Genomic DNA, 16,200 nt, shown 5'->3' on the forward strand with positions numbered 1-16,200 from the left:
GAAGAGATGACACTCTGAAAAATGACCTTTCGAGCGTATCAGCAGAAGATTAAGCGGGCGTTATGCAAAACCATTTCCGGCCTCAGAAATGAATCTCAATATCCATAAAAATTAATTTGATAGCTCAAGATAACGAAGCCCCGGAAACTCTTACGAGCTTCCGGGGCTTCTAACTCTTAACTCAGAGTGTCGGCCTTAAGAATTACTTCTTGGCGGTCTTCTGCTGAGCGTTGAGGATCGCGAGAGCCTGGGCCGTGTAGGTCTGGGCTTCGTCAACGAGCTGCTTCGAGAACTTCGGAGCGTGGACACCCCACGAACCGTCGTCCTTCAGCTTGGCAGCGTTGAGGCGAGCTTCCTCAGCGTAGAGCTGGACCTGGGCGCGGTCGGCCGTCGAGAGCTTCGCAACCTTGAGCATATCCTGGATGTTGCTCAGGTCAGCGATAACCTTGGCGTAGCCTTCCTTGACCGGGGTCTGCCAGGCGAGGACCTTGTTGTAGATGGTCTTCTGATCCTTGAAGCGCATGGATTCAGGGAACTTCGACTGGATCGGGCTGTGGCAGCCCATCGCATCGACAACGTGCTTATCCTGGTAGGCCGTACGACCGCAGGACCACATCAGATCGATGTAGGGACGGCCGTCATCCTTCGTAACGTGCCAGCCCTTCGGGCTGACGAGCTTACGATCGGTGGTGCCTTCCGGCGGATTGATGGTCTTCTTTTCCGGATCAACGAGGATGCGCCAGATGTGGGACGCACGAACGTTATCGAAGCCGGCGAGGTCAGGACGCTGGATCGAAGCGAAGTTTTCGCAGGAACCCATCTTCGGCATATGGCAGGAGGCGCAGCTGTTGCGGCTGTGCGTACCGCCCTGCGAGAAGAAGTAGGCAGCCGTGGTATGGCAGTCCTGGCATTCCTTCTTCATGTTCGGCACGGTGTACTGCGAGGCCCAGTCATTAGCGGTGACTTCATGCGGGTCGTGGCAGGTCGTGCAGCGCATGCCCTTCTGGTAGTGCTTCGAGTAGTGCGACTGCGAGCCTTCCGTACCGCAGGCCGGGCAGAAGGACTTGAAGTACACATTGAACGGGGTCTTGAAGTTGGCCTTGGCGTCGTTCTCGTTGTAGACGAAGCGCTGGTGGCAGCGTTCGCAGTTCGACGGCATGCCGGCACCGCGGGCACCGTAAAGGTGAGCACCAGCGCCGTGGCATTCTTCGCAGCCCACGCCCTTCGTCACGACGTGCGAGCGGAGCTTCTTGGCATCGCCGAGGGCGGCAAAGAGTTCATCCTGGCTCTTGAAGTCGAACTTCCAGGTATGGCAGATTTCGCAGTAGGACGAACCCGGCTGGAACATAGCCTGCTTGCGGTTCGAAGCACCGTAGGAGTTCATGCCCCAGACCTTGGAGCTCTGAGCACCGAAGTCCTCAAGCTTGGTCGGGAAGGTCGGATCCCACTCGTGAATCTTCTTCGCAACTTCAGGGGTGATGTGTTCAGCCCAGTTGCGGGAGAACTGGTTGCCGCCGGCCACGATCTTGCCGGTAGCCTTGGAGAGTTCACCGCCGTCTTCGATGTGGTAGGTACCACGGACGAGCCACTTGTCGACGAAGCCGTACTTCGTACGCGGCGTGCCCATCATGACGAAGATGTCGTCCGCATTGATGCCTTCAGGAAGGGCGCCGCTCTGCGACTTGTAGAGCGGACGCTTCAGGTCGCCCTGAACCATCGGTTCCGTCATTTCTTCCGGGAAGCGGACGATCTTGTTGTGACGCGAACGTTCCCACTTTTCGTACTGGGACGGATGGCATTCGCCGCACTTCTTCGGACCGACGAAGTTGTTCGGCAGATCGAGGAAGGATTCGTACGGGAGGCGGTACGTCACAGCAGCCTTGCGGCCGGTGTTCTTGGCGTACTTGTCGCCGCCGCCGAAGTCAACCCACTCTTCCTGGCGGTCGGACATCGTGAACTTACCAACGACGCGGCCTTCCTTGAGGTACTTGAAGTAGGGGTGATTGGCCTTGAGGTAGTCCCAGAAAGCCTTGTCCTGAGCGACGTAGCCATCGAGGGTGCGCGGGAGGTCAACCGAAGTCTGGGCAGCGGGGGTGTCAGCGGCCATGGCGGTGGAAGCCACGAACGCAGCGCTCATGCACGCAGCGAGAGACAGAAGCTTGTGTTGCTTGGTCATTTTTAGCTCCTAGAGGGTCTCTTTAGGGGTTTATTGGATTGCCTGATCTTTCGATTCGGCTTCTTTGAGGTCAAATGCGCGGCCCTCACGGGGGGCGCACCGTCAATCTACTCCTTAATTTCTACTTAAGACAGATTTCAAAACTTTTCCGACTGCGCATTCCTGCAATGATCGTTTACACCCAATAATAGGTATATACGTTGACCTTTAGAATCACATTTTTCATATTTATCCATATATATCAATTTATTATCGAAATACTCATTTTACCGAACAGATCCCCCTCTTACCTCTGAACAGATCTATCTCGTAAGAGGTAATTTCTTTCTTAATTCATCCTTAAACCACCCTTTAAATACATTTATCGCAATCAGTCGTTCCATTTTTCGAAATATATTGAGGTGATTTCGTATTTCAGAAGCACAAATAAAGTGCGCAACCTTAACGTGAATTTGAGAATTATTCTCATTTAAAAATCTGAATTTTCTGGCAATCTAGGGAAAGTCCTAAACTCATTTTTTAATCTTTGTTTATCGATTATTAGAAATCGATAGTTAAATGAAACAAGACGGAATCACGTTTGCGTTCGGTTTTCCCGCTTTCCCTGCAATACGCAAACAAAAAAATCCCGGGCACCTGCTTCTTCTGCAGTCCCGGGATTCGAAAGTCTTAAGAAATGGGCGTGCCGGCTTCAGATGCCGTGCACCTGACCGTTTGTCCGAAGGGTCGGCGACGGATGAGCGGCGCGGCCGTCCATGCCGGGGGGAGTCTGGTCTTCGGGCGTGCCCGAGGGCACGGTGCGCGAGCCGTCGCTGTGAAAGATCTGCATCTTGGGCGGCAGCATGGCGTCGGCTAAGTTTTCTCCCTTTTCGGGCATGCGCGGGAAGGTAATCGTGAAGCGCAGGCCCGTGATGCCGTTTCTTTCAACCGTTACGTGACCCGCATGGCGCTCGGCAATGCTCGAGACAATGGAAAGTCCGAGACCCATGCCGGCGCTCCCCTTTGTCGTCTGAAGAGGCTTGAAGAGCGCCGCGAGCTGCTCGTCGTCGATGTAGGGACCGTTGTCGGCGACGGAAAGCGCCCATGTTTTTTCGTCCTGCGGAACAAGCATCACCTCAATCTTCGGCTCCTCAACGCCTGAAATCGCGTCGGCCGCGTTCTTCATCAGGTTGAGCACGGCGAGCTCTATTTCCCAGGCATCCACTTCAGCCATTGAATGAGGATTGACGCGGACGATGACCTCAGCCTTCGTCTGGCGCGAACGTCTGAAGGTAGTGATGGCGTTCCCCACCACTTCATAGAGGTCCGTCACCTTGCGCGGCGGATAGTCGTGCTTCGCATAGGCGCGCACGCGATTGACGATTTCATTGGCACGCTCGGCCTGAGCAAGAATTTCCCCGAGCGCAAAGGTAAATGCCTTCTCGTCGAACTTTCCCTGCTTCGTGCGCCGGCTGAGGCTTCCCGCAAAATTGACGATAGCGGCAAGGGGCTGCTTCAGTTCGTGCGCGATGATGGTCGACATCTGGCCGACGATGCCGGTGCGCTCGAGGTTGGCGATGTGCTGGCGCGACTGCGAGGCTTCAGCCTCGATGAGATCGCGCTCGGAAAGCGCCCGCCTCAGCTCCCGCGTCTTCACCCGGACGAGCACCGAGAGACTCACGGCATAGGACACGATGAGGAAGGCGACGAGAAGCGTGAGAGCGAGGACTTCTGAATTCTCGCGCATGAAGCGGTTGAAGCTCCAGGTTGCAAGGTGTTCGTAAGGGCCCATCTTGAGCTCGTAGAACATGTCGTAAACCGCACGGTTGACGGCCGGGAGCGCCCATTCACCGCCGTAGGAGAGGCTGCTCGTCGAATAGAGAATCGTGCTCATCGCCTTCTTCCACGTCGGATCCGTCCGCGCGAGCGCGCCGAAGGTCCAGGACGGATAGGCGGGCGTCGTATGAAGGCACCTCAGGGAGTCGTCCGTCCGGGGGGCGAGCACCGCGAGATCCTGTTCAAGGGAAATCTTCCCTTCATTTGCAAGCTGCTCGAGCATGCAGGCGGGAAGAATGCCCGCTGTCTGAGCCCCTGAAAGCACGCCCCGGACGACCGCCTCCGCAGAAAAACCGTAGAAGGTCGTCTTTGCCTGAATGGACGCTGCCGAAAGCCCCTGAAGCTGCATGAGCGCAAGCGGCGCCCGCCAGCCGGCGAGCGTTTCGGAATTCAGCGCGGCGATGGAAACATCGGCTCCGCCGAGAGCGCTCACGCTTCGCAGGCTGCGGCCTCTTTTCGTAAAGAAGACCCCGGCCTGCGCATCTTCCGCACGCGATGCAGCATTCGGCAGGAAGTTTGCGAGCGGCTCATAGCGGCCGGAGGCCTGAGTGAGCGCAAACTGGTCGGCATCGCTCAGGATGAAGTCGAGCTGTTCGCTCTGAGCGCCAAGCTCGAACGAATGATCGTCGAGCCAGAGAATCTCGACGTTGTCGGCGCCGAGCACGTACTGAATTTCCTCGAGCGTGAACTTCAGCCATCTCGTCTGAGCAGAAAGTCCGAGGGATGCCTGAATGCCGATCCGCATCCTGCGCGGGAAATCCACCGTCACGGGAACGGAAAAAAGATCGAGCGGATTGATCTGAGCCCCGCGAACGCTCTCAGGCATCTCCATGGTCCGGAGTACCGGAGTGATCGCAGCCTTCACGTCTCCTGAGGGGGTCCCCGTCGAGGCGCCCATGCCGATGAAGGAGCTTGCCGCTCCCCAGGCGGGAAGCGAAAGCGCGAAGGCAGCCGAGGCAGCAAGGCCCGCTGCAAGGAGCCGCAGGCTCCCCGGACATGAAGCATGCCGGTTCGGAGTGGTCATGAAAAACTGTCCCATGAAGAGGAAAATACCGTTCATCGGCAAAGCTTCCGGCCGCAGAGGCCATAAGCTCCGTCCTCCTATATATTAGGCAAAGTTTCGAAAAAGTCCTCTTCGCATGCCTTCCTCTCCTACCCCTGCACCGCTTCCTTCGCGCCGGCTTGATCCGGAAGAACTTCTCTCAGAACTTCTCCCCGAGGACTGGGCGCTGCCGCTTACGAAGGCGGGGCTTGCAACGCTCGAGGACCTCTACGACTGCGCCGCTTCGCTCGGGAGCACCTGGCACCGGTCGTTTCCCGGACTGGGGAGCCGCCGGGCCGTTGCCCTGATGGAGTGGCTCAGGGACTACGGCCGCAATATCGGAGAAGTCACGCCGCGGTTTTTTCCTGCAGGCGTGCGGGAAAAAGCGGCAGCCGAGAAGCAGCCCGGCTGCGCGGAGTTCGACCCCCTGATCAGGCCGCTCGAGGAAATCTCGCTCCCCCGGCCGCTCTCGGGCGCCGAGGGCATCAACCGGGCACCCGCCATCGGATGCTCGCTTTCTGCATCAAACGACCTCGATGCCATCCGCACGTGGCTTAATGCCCGCGCGGGGAACCCCAATACCTATGCGAGCTACCGCAAGGAAGCCGAGCGCTTTCTTCTCTGGTGCCTCGCCGAAAAGGAAAGAGCGCTCTCAGACATCCGGGCGGACGATGCCGCCGAGTACCTGAGGTGGCTTGAAGACCTGGGGCGGCTCGAGGAAAACGCATTTTTGAGAAAGTGGCGGCTCCCGCAGTCGCGCTGGATCGGTCCCAAGAATGCCGAACGCGCCACCGCCCTCTGGAAGCCCTTCAACGGGCCGCTTTCCTCGTCGAGCCGAAAAAATGCCATTGTCGTCGTGCGGCAGCTCTTTAATTTTTTAAAGCGCACGGGCTACCTCATCTTCAACCCCTTCGACCAGGTGAGCCCCAAGGTGCCGCTCCTCAAGGGCGAAGGCGCTCCGCAGGCTTTTGCCGACCGGTCGCTTACCGATGCGCAGTGGCAGGAAATCGTCTCCCGCCTCGACATGCTGCCCGAAGGGCTTCCGCGCGAACGCATGCGGCTCATCCTCATGATGGGAAAGAGCCTCGGCATGCGGGCATCCGAAATGCTCGACGCCTGCACGGGCTGGATCGTCAGGCGCCGCGTCGGGCTTTCCGTCAGAAATGCCATTGAGATTGTCGGCAAGGGCAGCAAGGTGAGGCGCCTGCCGCTTACGCCCGAGCAGATCGGCATCATTGAGGATTCGCTTCGCGCCCGGGGGATCCCCGGGCTCGCGCAGAGCGACCCCGGGACCCGGCTTCTCATCAATCTCGGACGCGGAAGGAACCCGGGCGGAGCCATGAGCAGAAGCGGCCTCTACCGCGTGCTCGAAGGCTTCTTTGCCCGCGTCGCGGACGACGTGGCCGCAGCCGCACCGATGGATGCCGCAAAGCTGAGGGCCTCCTCCACCCACTGGCTGAGGCACACCTTTGCCGTTCAGGCGCTCACGCGCATGAGCGTCAACGTCGTGCAGGCCGCCATGGGGCATGCATCTGTCGCCACGACGGGGCGCTACCTCGCTCCGGAAGAAGAGGAAATGAGCGAGGCGATGAGCCGCATGAAGGCGCTTTAAGGAAACGCCGAAGAGGCGCCTTCAGCGCTTCGTGAAGACGTCCCGATAGCGAAAGAAGGTCTGCTCCCAGACCTGGCGGCTGTTCAAGGGGTGGTCGGCCGAGCGGCGTACGGTCTCGGCGAAGTCCGCGAACTTCGCCGCCCGCGCGGGCGTCGTGAGTCCGGCGAGCTTTTCGAGCGCCGCCCTTTCGCCGGGTAGAAAGTGCGGTGCGAGTCCCGATGAAACCCGCATGAGATCATGCGCCCAGCGCAGAAGGAGGAGCGAAAGCGCCGGGATCGTCAGATCCGGAGCGAGCGTTCTCACCACAAGGTCGGGCGACAGATCCGGTCCGGCACGCAGAAGATCGAGCGCTGCGGCTTCGGTTTTGGGAGAAAGCCGTTCGTCGTCGTTTGCGCGCAGAGCCGGCATCGGAGCGCCGCCGGCAAAGGCGAGCGCCTCCTCGGCATTCTTCACCTTCCTTGATCTGAGGAATTCAAGCGCCTCCTCGCGCGAGGGCGAAGGCGCACGAACGAGGCGCGAGCGCGACCGGATGGTCGGGAGCACGTCGTCGAGCTTTTCGGCTACCAGAATCCAGGTGAGGCCTTCCGGGGGCTCTTCCATCGACTTGAGGAGCGAAGCCGCGGCTTCAGCACGGACCTTGTCCGCCGGGTAGACGAGAATGATGCGGCGCCCGCCCTGATTGGCGTTGAGCGACAGGAAGTCTGACAGCACGCGGATCTGATGGATGCGGATTTCGCGCGAGAGCTTCTTCTTCGCTTCCGGCCGTTCGTTCTCAGCTGCCGTGTAAGGCACGTCCCATTCGGCGCACATGAATTCCGAGAGCACCTGGCGGAAGTCCGGATGCGTTCCGGCGTGCGTGAGCTGGCAGCCCCTGCACTTTCCGCAGGGCGTGCCGTCGGCGGCGGGATGTTCGCAGAAGAGCGACTTCGCAAAGGCGAGACCGAGCTCGTAGAGTCCCGTACCGGGAGCGCCGTAAAGGAGAATGGCATTTGGCATCCGGTCCCGCATCGCATTCAAAGCTTCCGCGGGCTTCTCAAGCCATGAATAAGGAACTAGAGCCATCCGGCGACTCCCTCGAGAATGCGCTTCTCAACCTCGTCGGGCGTTTGCTCGGCGTCGATGATTAAAAAGCGCTCGGGCGACTTCCTCGCGCGCTCGAGATAGGCGTTCCTCACGCGGGTGAAGAAGTCGACTCCCATGCGCTCGAACCGATCCTCGTCGCCCGCACGGGCGCGAAGACGCTGAGCTGCCTTCTCAGGGGCAATGTCAAAGAGAATCGTGAGATCCGGCTCGAAACTCCCAAGCGTCCAGCGCTCGAGCGCTTCGATCCTTTCTCCGGGGAAGCCTTTTCCTCCTGCCTGATAGGCATAGGTGGCATCGGTAAAGCGGTCCGACACCACCCACCGCCCGGCCTCGAGCGCCGGACGAATCACTTTTTCCACGTGCTCGGCGCGCGCAGCGAAAAAGAGAAGCGTCTCTGCCGTTGCGCCCATTTCGTCCGAGAGGAGCATCGCGCGGATTTTTTCCCCCGGCGGCGTGCCGCCCGGCTCGCGGGTGTGAACCAGGTCGATGCCCTTCTCTTTCAGGAACTTCAGCAGATTTGCGGTCTGGGTGGATTTGCCCGCACCGTCAATCCCTTCAATGCTGATGAAGCGTCCGCGCATCCCTTACTCCTTGGTTCTCTTCGCGCTCGAAATGAAAAATACTGAGCCCGAATTATCGCCGATGCGCCGGGCGGCGGAAATGCCGCGAGCTACTTCTGCGGCAGCGGCGTCGTGCGCTTTCTGATGATGAAATGGTTCACGGCCCGGTTGTGGTCCCTGAGGTTGGTCGAAAATTCGCTCGTCCCGTCGCCGCGCGCGACGAAATAGAGGTACTTCGTTTCGGCCGGATGGGCCGCCGCTTCGATCGATGCGGCCGAGGGCATCGAAATCGGCGTGGGCGGGAGCCCCGCAAAACGATATGTATTCCAGGGGGTCGGCGTTTCAAGATCCCGCCTTCTGAGTCTTCCCGACCAGTCGGGGCCGAGCCCGTAGATCACCGTCGGGTCGGTCTGAAGGGCCATCCCGATCCGAAGCCGGTTGTTGAAGACCGAGCTCACGAGATGGCGGTCGCTCCTTACGCCTGTTTCCTTTTCAATAATGGACGCAAGAATCAGAAGCTCATAGGGGTTCTTCGCCTGACAGCCCGCATTGCGGGAATTCCAGGCTTCGTCGAGAAGCCGTTTCTGGCGGTCGACGGCCATTCTGAGAACGGCGAGGTCGCTCGAGCCGGACCCGTACCGATAGGTTTCGGGTGCAAGGTACCCTTCGAGCGAGGCTCTACCCTCGAGGCCGACCGCTTGGAGAAGCTCCGCTTCCGTCATGCGCGCGGAATCGGGTTCAAGTCCCGGCGCTTCGCTGATAATGTCAAGAACGTCCCAGACGGGCGCGCCCTCTGGAATCCGGAGCTGCTGATCAATGAGCGCAGGGCCTGAGAGCGTCTTCAGAACGGCTTCGGGCGTCATGCCGCGCTCAAAGCGAAAGCGCCCGACATGGATGCGCGAAAGAAGCGAAGGCTCAAAACGCCTCAGGACTCTCACCTTCCAGGGCTCGAGCGTAATGCCGGCCTTCCTTGCAAGGTTGAGGGCTTCGGTCGCGCTCGCCCCCTGGGGGACCGTGATTTCAATGCGCTCCGCGGTCATCGCCGCAGGCTCGCGATAGAGGATGTCCTCAACCTTCATCCAGGCGAAGGCGCCGAGCGCAAGAATAAGCACGACGAACGCGAGGAGAAGGCAGACCCACCGCAGCAGGCGGGAAGACTTCCTCGGCTGAGCCTCCTTCCGGGAGGAAAGCTGCGCCTCATCAGCCGCCTCATCAGGCTTCTTTTCCGTGAGGGGCTCATCCTTTTGAGGATCAGCGCCTTCCGCGGCATTCTTTTCGTTCGCTCTTTCCTTTGAGGCGTCGGCTTCCTCCTGGCGCTTTTCAGGGGCCTGAGGCTCTTCGGGCTCTCCGTTCTTTTTGTCCTTTTCGTTCCCGGCGTTCTTTTCGGCGCTTAAGGCATCTTCGCGACGCTTCTCCGCATCCTCCGCAGAGGCATTCGTCCCGCCCGGCAAAACGGAAGAATCCGCTTTCTGAGAATCTTCGGAAGACGCCTTCGACGAGGCTTCGCACGAACCCTCAGTTCCCGGGATTTCCGGCTGATCCGGACCGGGAGCCGCAGCAGCGGGAAGCTCTTTTACGGAACCTTCGCACTCAGCTTCTTCGGGGGAAGCATCACGCTCCGCGAGCTCCTTCTCGATGCGCTTCTTTTCCTCGCGGCTCTTTTTCGAATGTCTGCGGCTCACTTTTATTGAAACTCCCGGGAGTGGGAAAAGGGAAAACGGGAAATCAGGTTCCTGAAGCACAGACTTAAGGAACCCGGCGGCATCCGAGTTTAGCGAAGAGAAGAAGCGCTCGGCGCGGTCATTTTGTTTCAGCTCTCGGGCGTCGCGCCACACAGAAGCCCGCCGGGCGTCTATTCTTCCGAAAACGAGCCGCAGACGCGGTTCGATGAATCGTTTCTCTTTTGTCTGGAAGGAATCATGCAGAGCTTCACCGCTTCGGCCGAAAGCCTCTCTCCTCTTCCCGGCGTCATGCACGCCGGCGGCATTTCCCTCATCCGCGTTTCGGGCGCCGATGCCGTTCATTTTCTTCATGGCCAGTTCACTCAGGCCGTCGAGAACCTCGGCAGCCGCACGACGCTCGCGGGGTACTGCTCCCCCAAGGGACGTCTCCTTGCCCTCATGCGCGTCTGGATGGAGGGCGACGACGTCATGCTCGCGCTCCCTGCGTCCATGGCCGAAGGGTTTCTGAAGCGGATCCGCATGTACGTGCTCCGCGCGAAGGTCGTCTTCACGCCGCTCGATCCGGCTCCGCAGACGCTCGTTTTCGTCGGGAAGGCCGGCGAAAAGGCTGCCGCTGAAATGGGACTTTCCATTCCCGCACCCGGCGAAGTGAGGGCGGAGGGCGGCGCGACGCTCCTCGGCCTTCCTCCGTCCGAAGGAATTGAAGGCTTCTGCGCAGGCGGCTCGAGAACGCTCGCGCTCTTTCCCGCCGGGACGGAATTCCCCTTCAAGCCCGCGCCCGACGCCTGGCGCACCGCTGCGGTCATTGCCGCAGGCGTCCCGCAGATTCTTCCCGAGACGCGCGAACGCTTTGTTCCGCAGGCAGTCAACCTCGAGCTCGTGGGCGGCGTCTCCTTTAAGAAGGGCTGCTACCCCGGCCAGGAAGTCGTCTCGCGCGTGCAGCATATCGGCGAAACCAACCGCCGCGCCGCGATCGGGCGCATTGCCGCAGCGGAAGACGTGCTCCCCGGCGCGCCGGTTTATTCCGATGGCGACGAAGCGGGATCCGTCATCCTTTCATCCCGCATCGGAAATGAAGCCCTGATTCTCTATTCCGCCACGCTCACGGCGATCGAAAAGGGCGTTTCGCTCGCACCCGACGGCGCCAAACTCGCGAACGTGCCGCTTCCCTACCGCATCCGCAACGTCCTCACGGAAGAAGCCTGACGGAATCGTCTCCGAGCTTTCCCGCATGCGGCGCACTTCGCTTGAAGCGCGCCGCTTCGGGCTGTTAAGCTCCCACACCGCTCTTCGGCCGCTTTTTCCCCGCACGCAGGCCGACACTGTCGGAGTTTTTGAAATTGATGAAGCAATCCCTCTGGGCGCTCTGCGCAGCCCTCTGCTTTTCCTTCATGGCGGCCTTCGTGAAGCTTTCGAGCGGCGAACTGGGCACGCTCGAGATGGTCTTCTACCGTTCGCTCTTCGGCGTCATCACGATCGGCCTCTACGTGAAGCGCAACAACCTCTCGCTTAAAACGCCCTATCTGATGGGAAATCTGCGCCGTTCGATCCTCGGCACCATTTCGATTGCGCTCTGGTTCTACACCCTGGGACTTCTCCCCTTCGGCACGAACATGACGCTCATCTACACGACGCCGCTCTTCATGGCGGTGAACTTCATCGTCCTCGCGATGATGAAGCACCAGCGGGCGCCCTGGGCCCTTGCACTCGCGATCATCGTGGGGTTCGCCGGCATCGCCATCGTGCTGCAGCCGAGCTTCTCGTCGGATGAGCTCATCCCGGCGCTCATCTGCCTCTCCGTAGCGCTCCTCGACCTCGTCATCTACTGGCAGATGAAGGAGCTCGGGCGCCTCAAGGAACCCTCCTGGCGAATCGTCTTCTACTTCACCTGCTGCGGCACGATCTTCGGCCTCGTCGGCGCCTACCTCGTCGAGGGCGGGCTCCACGTGCCGGGCATGAATTCCGTGATCGCCATCATCGGCATGGGGATCTGCGCAACGCTCGGTCAGATCTGCACGACGCGCTCCTACGCCTACGGCAACATGCTCCTTTCCTCCTGCCTCGGCTTCTCCGCAATTCCCTTCTCGGCCGTCATCAGCTGGCTACTCTTCGGCGAATCGACGACGACGCTTGCCCTCATCGGCATGTCGCTCATCATCTGCGCGGGCGTTGCCGCCACGATCACGACGAAGCGCGCGGAGGCGCGGGGCGAAAGTCCCCTCGCGTGATCCCGCAAGCGGGTATTTTCTCGAAGTTTACGGAGCGTTCCGCCGCGCTAAGATTTCAGGCACTGAATGGGCCCGCAGAGAGCGTAATGCCTGCGGGCTTTTTTTCGGTCCATTCAACTCAATCATGGAGATGAACCCACATGTGCACCACCGTCATCGTCGGCAAGCGAGCTTCCACCACGGGTCGCGTCATCCTCGGCCACAATGAGGATTCGGGCGGCCGCGTCATGCATCAGCAGTTCTGGTGCCCGGGCGCGAAGCACGCTCCCGGCGAATTCGTCGAGGGCGAACCCGGCCGCGCCCGCGTTCCGCAGGCGCCCGAAACCCTCGGCACCTACTGGAGCAACATGCTCGCTCCCGCCCCGGGCTCATCCTTCGATCAGGGGCTTGCCAACGAAGCGGGCGTCGTGATGTGCTCCAACAGCGGCGGCACGTCCTTTGACGGCGAACTCTCGGACGAGGAAACGGGACTTGTCGAAGGCGGCATCGGCTTCCTTCTTCGCCGCTGCGTGATGGAGCGCGCCCGCACGGCGCGCGAAGCCGTGGAAATCGCAGCTTCGCTTCTCGACAAGTACGGCTACTGGAGCCCCGCGAGAAACTATTCCTTTGCCGACCGCGACGATGCGTGGCTCCTCAACGTCGTGAAGGGCCACCACTACGTCGCGAAGCGCGTCCCTGAGGACGAGGTGGTTCTCATCTCCAACTACCTCGCGATCCGCAAGGTCGACCTTTCCGACAAGGAAAACGTCATTGCCTCGCCCGACCTCATCGAGTACGCCATCCGCATGGGCCGCTACACGCCGAAGACCCCGGGCGACTTCAGCGACTTCGACTTCTCCCGCGCCTATCAGCCAGTTGAAAACCTCACGGCCTCCACGAAGTCGATCCGCATGCGCACGGGCTGGCAGGAAATCACGGGCGTGCGCTACACGGACGAACTCAACTACCCCGAACGCCTCGTTCCGCCGAAGCTCATGAGCCCGGACGACGTGAAGGCGGTGCTTCGCCTCACGGCCGAGGAAACCTACAGGAATCTCGGCGACGGCAAGGGCGACGCCTTCCACATCAGCGCGGAAGACATTTCCCGCTCGCATACGCGCGAGAGCTGGGTCTGCGAAATCGGCGAGAAGCCCATTCTCAACATCCTCTGGCACTGCGCGTCCTACCAGGATACGGGGGTCTACGTGCCCTGGTTCCCGCTTGCGAAGCGCATTCCGGAAAACTGCCAGTGGACGACGCTTGAGGAAGCCCGCCGCGTGCACTTCCAGATGAAGCCCGAATACCTCGACTTCTCGTTCGGAAAGCGCTACTTCCTCAACGCGCTCTTAGGCGAACTCGTCAACTTCGACCGCGGCCTCATGGCCGGGATCTGGCGTGAAAGGGACGGCCTCGAGGCCCAATACAAGACCCTTGCGGCGGAAGTGGTTGAGAAGGCGAAGACGCTCCCTGCAGAGGAAGCCGAAAAGATGCTCGGCGACTTCACGTGCGAGATGACGGAACGCTCCAACGACCTTCTTCGCGAACTGCTCGCCTGCCTCGACACGGTCGACGCGGAAGTGCATCCGCAGGAGCTTTCGATTACCGACCCTGACGCCACTGCCGAAGTCGTCATCCGCTCCTTCCCGGAACTCGACATTGAGGAGATCGACCAGAGTTCGCTCCTCTGGAGCCTCGGCTTCACCGGCGCCAAGGCGTCCGTCCTTGAACCCGCAAAGCCCCTCAAGGTTGAGATCCGCGGCGACGATCTCGTCGCCACCTTCCGGGCTTTCGACGTCGCGCGCTTCGGCATTGCCGGGTGCCTCACCGACACCTACATCCGCGGCTACATCGCCCACAGGCGCTTCGTCGCCATGGCGCTCGTCCGCTTCAAGGCTTAATTGAATATTTGAGCGCTCCTTCCGGAGCGCTCATCAAAAAGAAGCCCGCAGGTCCGAAAGGATGTCTGCGGGCTTCTTTTCATTCAATCCGGAATGGACAGGCGATCCTCTGCGATCACTTGGCTTCGGTGCCGAACCACTTGTCGTAGATCTTCTGATACGACCCGTCGGCGCGCATGGCGTCGAGCGTCGAATCGAGAAGGTTGAGGAGCTTCTTGTTGCCCTTCTGCACAGCCATGCCGTAGAGGTCATCAGAAACAACAAAGTCGAGCGCGACGAGCTTCATGCTCTGGGAAGCCTTCTGCTTCAAGAAGTACTTGTTGACGGGGCCGTCGTTGAGCATCGCGTAGCAGCCGCCCTTATTGAGCTCAAGGAACGCGTCCGCCGCCGAATTGAAGGTGCGGATGGTGGTTCCCGGAATGCGCTTCATCATGAGCGCGCCAGAGGAGCCGATTTCGGCGCAGAGGGTTTTGTTTTCAAGATCCTTGAGGCTCTTGATCTGCGGGGCGTTGTCCTTCGTCGTCATCACCGTGAGGCCTGCATTCATGTAGGGCTTCGTGAAGTCGACCTTTTCGGAGCGTTCCGGAGTGATCGTGAGCGCGGAAACCGCGCAGTCGATGTTGCCGGAAATCAGCGCCGGAACAAGACCGTCGAGCGACATCGAGACGATGCGGATGTCGATGTCGTTGCGCCTGCCGATTTCACGGATCAGATCCATGTCAAAGCCTTCGTACTGTCCGGTCTTGGAATCAAGATATTCAAAAGGCGGATAGACCGTGAGGGAGCCCACGCGAAGCGTCGGCGCTGCCTCAGCAGCAAAGGAGAAGACAAGGGTTGCAGCTGCGGCGGCCGCAGCAAACTTCTTGGAAATAGCCATTTCAGAGGGCCTCATGTATTTATGAAGCGGATTGTGCAGCTCGACGTGATCCCTCTTTTTATCGTTCACATGCTTCGAGGAACGGGCATTGAGCCTCCTCTCCGCGGGGATTTTTCGCTGAGCCGGACCCTCCTGGGGTTGGCGTCTGCTTCAGTGCCGGACACATGCGGCCTCAAAGCAGTGGTGAAATTGTTGCCGTGAGAGTTACCTCAGCGGCGGAGCGCTTCCGGCACCTTCCGTCCTTTACCTTAATTTCGGACATGGAATATCGAGTGCGGAGCATTCTCCCGAAGCCGGCCTGAAGAAGCCGTCCCGGTCCTCCTCGCCTTCACGGGCGCTTCGGACAAGGAGGAATATTGCACATTTTCCGCTCAAAGGCAAACGTCTCGTCAGGGAGTTGTTCTTCTCGATGGAATCGAGCTTTTTTCCCGTATCAGTTTTATCCGCGGATGAAAGTCGGCCGTGGCAGACGTACGCACGCCATGGCCGCCATGCAAATCAGAAGAGATTCCCTCGCTCTTTCCTATCTGAGAGCCTCAAGCATCAATTCAGCAACTCTTTGAGAAGATGCCGGATTCTGCCCGGTCACGAGCCTGCCATCACGAACGGCAAAGGCTTCGAAATCAGGTCCCTGCGCATAGATGCCGCCGGCTTCGCGCATTCTGGTTTCCAACAAGAACGGCACGACCCGGGTCAATTTCATCTTCTCTTCTTCAGAATTGCTGAATCCTGTAACGTGCAAGCCGCTCACAAGAGCGCGGCCATCCTCCTTTACGGCAAGTGAAAATGCGGCCGGCCCGTGACACACCGATCCGATAACGGCACCGCCCTTCCACGCATCCGACAAGAACTTGCCCAATGCCTCACTCGACGCCAGGTCCCACATTGCGCCGTGCCCGCCCGGGATAAAGATTGCCTGGTAATCCTTGTACGCCAAGTCCCCAAGCCGGCGGCTCTCTTTAAGCTTTGACTGCAGATCTGCGTCCTTGAGGTAGCGTTCAACCGTCGGGGGGTTCTTTCCTGCTTCGGCTAAGGAATGCGGATCAATCGGAATCTGGCCGCCGGGCAAAGTCGCAATGGTGATGCTGGCGCCTTGATCGGCAAAAGCGTAATAAGGCGTGGTGAGTTCTTCAAGCCAAAGCCCGGTTTGCGCGCTGGTGCCGCCGAGAAGTGCATGCGCAGTGGCAATGATGAGAATAGAAACCGTGTTCATGATTTTGTATTTCGTTATTTATTAAGACGTCGTCC

11 protein-coding genes are annotated in these 16,200 nt (G+C 59.8%); 4 read left to right on the top strand and 7 right to left on the bottom strand.

The window, feature by feature from the left end; all coding sequences use genetic code 11:
* Positions 1-202: 202 nt before the first annotated feature.
* Both Q0106_RS09970 and Q0106_RS09975 read right to left on the bottom strand, forming a co-directional pair.
* Positions 203-2,176: a cytochrome c3 family protein gene (locus Q0106_RS09970; RefSeq protein ID WP_297612315.1), complete on the bottom strand. Its 1,974-nt coding sequence runs from the start codon at positions 2,174-2,176 to the stop codon at positions 203-205.
* Between the two features lie 691 nt (positions 2,177-2,867).
* Positions 2,868-5,015: a sensor histidine kinase gene (locus Q0106_RS09975; RefSeq protein ID WP_297612318.1), complete on the bottom strand. Its 2,148-nt coding sequence runs from the start codon at positions 5,013-5,015 to the stop codon at positions 2,868-2,870.
* A 115-nt stretch (positions 5,016-5,130) separates the two neighbouring features.
* On the opposite strand from Q0106_RS09975, the gene Q0106_RS09980 reads away from it, so the two are divergent.
* Positions 5,131-6,645 carry a tyrosine-type recombinase/integrase gene (locus tag Q0106_RS09980; RefSeq protein ID WP_297612321.1) on the top strand — a complete coding sequence of 505 codons (1,515 nt, stop codon included), beginning with the start codon at positions 5,131-5,133 and terminating at the stop codon, positions 6,643-6,645.
* Between the two features lie 21 nt (positions 6,646-6,666).
* Here Q0106_RS09980 and Q0106_RS09985 read toward each other — a convergent pair whose 3' ends face one another.
* The 3 genes from Q0106_RS09985 to mltG all read right to left on the bottom strand — a co-directional run bounded on the left by Q0106_RS09985 (position 6,667) and on the right by mltG (position 9,970).
* Positions 6,667-7,707, bottom strand: a complete 1,041-nt coding sequence (locus Q0106_RS09985; RefSeq protein ID WP_297612324.1) for a DNA polymerase III subunit delta — start codon at positions 7,705-7,707, stop codon at positions 6,667-6,669.
* Positions 7,698-8,309: a dTMP kinase gene (gene tmk / locus Q0106_RS09990; protein ID WP_297612328.1), complete on the bottom strand. Its 612-nt coding sequence runs from the start codon at positions 8,307-8,309 to the stop codon at positions 7,698-7,700. Before tmk ends, Q0106_RS09985 begins: the two co-directional genes overlap by 10 nt.
* An 89-nt stretch (positions 8,310-8,398) precedes the next feature.
* Positions 8,399-9,970, bottom strand: coding sequence for an endolytic transglycosylase MltG (gene mltG, locus Q0106_RS09995; protein WP_297612331.1), 1,572 nt, complete (start codon positions 9,968-9,970; stop codon positions 8,399-8,401).
* Between the two features lie 237 nt (positions 9,971-10,207).
* On the opposite strand from mltG, the gene Q0106_RS10000 reads away from it, so the two are divergent.
* From Q0106_RS10000 to Q0106_RS10010, 3 genes are all read left to right on the top strand, one after another.
* Positions 10,208-11,176 carry a folate-binding protein gene (locus Q0106_RS10000; RefSeq protein ID WP_297612334.1) on the top strand — a complete coding sequence of 323 codons (969 nt, stop codon included), beginning with the start codon at positions 10,208-10,210 and terminating at the stop codon, positions 11,174-11,176.
* 137 nt (positions 11,177-11,313) lie between these two features.
* Entirely contained in the window at positions 11,314-12,198 is an 885-nt protein-coding gene (locus Q0106_RS10005; RefSeq protein ID WP_297612337.1) for a DMT family transporter, read from the top strand.
* Between the two features lie 140 nt (positions 12,199-12,338).
* Complete coding sequence (locus tag Q0106_RS10010) at positions 12,339-14,075, top strand: C69 family dipeptidase (RefSeq protein ID WP_297612340.1); 1,737 nt, start codon at positions 12,339-12,341, stop codon at positions 14,073-14,075.
* Between the two features lie 115 nt (positions 14,076-14,190).
* Here the strand turns inward: Q0106_RS10010 and Q0106_RS10015 are convergent, their stop codons facing one another.
* Complete coding sequence (locus tag Q0106_RS10015; protein ID WP_297612343.1) at positions 14,191-14,952, bottom strand: basic amino acid ABC transporter substrate-binding protein; 762 nt, start codon at positions 14,950-14,952, stop codon at positions 14,191-14,193.
* 523 nt (positions 14,953-15,475) lie between these two features.
* The gene (locus Q0106_RS10020; protein WP_297612346.1) at positions 15,476-16,165 is read right to left on the bottom strand and encodes a type 1 glutamine amidotransferase domain-containing protein; all 690 of its coding nucleotides are present in this window, start codon (positions 16,163-16,165) and stop codon (positions 15,476-15,478) included.
* Positions 16,166-16,200 lie beyond the last annotated feature (35 nt).

It is taken from the genome of uncultured Sutterella sp., from assembly GCF_937923675.1.
In the GTDB taxonomy this organism is placed as follows: domain Bacteria; phylum Pseudomonadota; class Gammaproteobacteria; order Burkholderiales; family Burkholderiaceae_F; genus Sutterella.

Bases quoted from the DNA above. Each gene is read 5' to 3' on its own strand.
- Q0106_RS09970 (WP_297612315.1), bottom strand. From the start codon at position 2,176: ATGACCAAGCAACACAAGCTTCTGTCTCTCGCTGCGTGCATGAGCGCT.
- Q0106_RS09975 (WP_297612318.1), bottom strand. From the start codon at position 5,015: ATGACCACTCCGAACCGGCATGCTTCATGTCCGGGGAGCCTGCGGCTC.
- Q0106_RS09980 (WP_297612321.1), top strand. From the start codon at position 5,131: ATGCCTTCCTCTCCTACCCCTGCACCGCTTCCTTCGCGCCGGCTTGAT.
- Q0106_RS09985 (WP_297612324.1), bottom strand. From the start codon at position 7,707: ATGGCTCTAGTTCCTTATTCATGGCTTGAGAAGCCCGCGGAAGCTTTG.
- tmk (WP_297612328.1), bottom strand. From the start codon at position 8,309: ATGCGCGGACGCTTCATCAGCATTGAAGGGATTGACGGTGCGGGCAAA.
- Q0106_RS10000 (WP_297612334.1), top strand. From the start codon at position 10,208: ATGCAGAGCTTCACCGCTTCGGCCGAAAGCCTCTCTCCTCTTCCCGGC.
- Q0106_RS10005 (WP_297612337.1), top strand. From the start codon at position 11,314: ATGAAGCAATCCCTCTGGGCGCTCTGCGCAGCCCTCTGCTTTTCCTTC.
- Q0106_RS10010 (WP_297612340.1), top strand. From the start codon at position 12,339: ATGTGCACCACCGTCATCGTCGGCAAGCGAGCTTCCACCACGGGTCGC.
- Q0106_RS10015 (WP_297612343.1), bottom strand. From the start codon at position 14,952: ATGGCTATTTCCAAGAAGTTTGCTGCGGCCGCCGCAGCTGCAACCCTT.
- Q0106_RS10020 (WP_297612346.1), bottom strand. From the start codon at position 16,165: ATGAACACGGTTTCTATTCTCATCATTGCCACTGCGCATGCACTTCTC.